The sequence below is a fragment of the Mesorhizobium sp. M7A.F.Ca.ET.027.03.2.1 genome, assembly GCF_003999175.1.
In the GTDB taxonomy this organism is placed as follows: domain Bacteria; phylum Pseudomonadota; class Alphaproteobacteria; order Rhizobiales; family Rhizobiaceae; genus Mesorhizobium.
This window is the reverse complement of sequence record NZ_RZOM01001365.1, coordinates 1-1,305: the sequence shown is the minus strand read 5'-3', so window position 1 is coordinate 1,305 and position 1,305 is coordinate 1. Positions and strand designations below refer to the sequence as shown.

Genomic DNA, 1,305 nt, shown 5'->3' with positions numbered 1-1,305 from the left:
GTTCATGGTGCTGATCGCGATCGGTTTCTGGCTGCCGCCCAGACCCGTCGAAGACCCCAAGCAACCCACTCTTTCGGCCATCCCTTATGTTTGGCTGGCTGCGGCCATGGTCGTCTATCTGGCGGCAGCGCGCGAGATCACCAGCAATCCCTGGAACTACCACATCTTCCATGTGCCATTCGCGATGTTCTGCGGCCGCGGCGCGTTTCTCCTGGCAACGCTTGCATCGGGACCCGTTCTGTCCCCGGCGGTCGTGCTGCGCGCGATCTGCATCGCGGCCGTCACGCTGGTCTGGTCGACTTTTCCCCTTGTCAGGACAATGAAGACGCCGATCGCCATGAATGGCAAGCTGCTTGGCGACGAACTGGCGCGGTTAGCGCAGCCGGGCGACCTCGTCGTCGCCATTGCGCCCGAGGTCGGCGATCCCGTCGCCGTCTACTACAGCAGAGCGCGTGGCTGGGTGTTCCCGCCTGGCGGCGGCGATGTCGAATGGTCGAAATTCGTAGCGGACGATGCCACCGCGATCGCGCAGCTCGAGGAATTGCGCGCGCAAGGCGCGGACCTGTTCGGCACGGCCAAGAACGCCGCCGACAAGCAGGACCGGCTGTTCCTCGAGCATCATGACGGGGTCATCGACTATCTCGACAAGACCGCAACCAAGCTTGTGGATTCGGACGATTTGCTGGTCTATAGGATCAGCCGTCCATAGAACCGCGACAGTCTGGGGCTGTGGGCCTTGGACAGGATATTGTCCCGACGGTTCGGCGGCCGCGTTCTCCTGCCGAAACTCGGCAAGCCGGTGGGCCAGGCGAACCGATCCCGGATGGCGGTAGGGATACTCGGGCGCCACGCGGTGCTGCCATTTGAACTCGGCGGTGGAAACCGGCGGAGAATTGGTTGAAAAGAGCAATCTCAATAATCGTGACCCTGGCCCTACTAGCGTGGGTCGCCAGCGACTCGCGCTGGAAGATGGTGGGCGATGCTTTCGCGAGCATCACGCCCGGCGCTTTCGCGGCCGTGGCGCTTGCGCTGTTCGTCACCTACGTGCTGCGCGCGCTGCGCGTCTGCGACGAGTTCCGCGAGGAGGTGCATGGCCGTTTCGGCGCCTGCCTGCGCGTCATTCTGATCCACAATGCGATGATCAACGTCGTGCCCTTCCGCGGCGGCGAGACGGCATTTCCCCTGCTCCTGCGCCAGGTCTTCGGCATACCGATCATGCGTGCCAGCGCCTCGCTGCTGTGGTTCAGGCTGCAGGACGCCTTCGTCGTCGGCGTGCTGGCCCTGGCTGTGTGGCCGGGCCTGCAT

At 64.0% G+C, this 1,305-nt stretch carries 1 protein-coding gene and 1 pseudogene; both read left to right on the top strand.

What is annotated here, in order from left to right; genetic code table 11:
- Positions 1 to 709: pseudogene (locus tag EN750_RS34700) on the top strand (glycosyl transferase); the annotation flags it as partial.
- A 188-nt stretch (positions 710 to 897) separates the two neighbouring features.
- Positions 898 to 1,305: lysylphosphatidylglycerol synthase domain-containing protein (locus tag EN750_RS34695; protein ID WP_189526687.1), on the top strand; the 408-nt coding region annotated here is incomplete at its 3' end.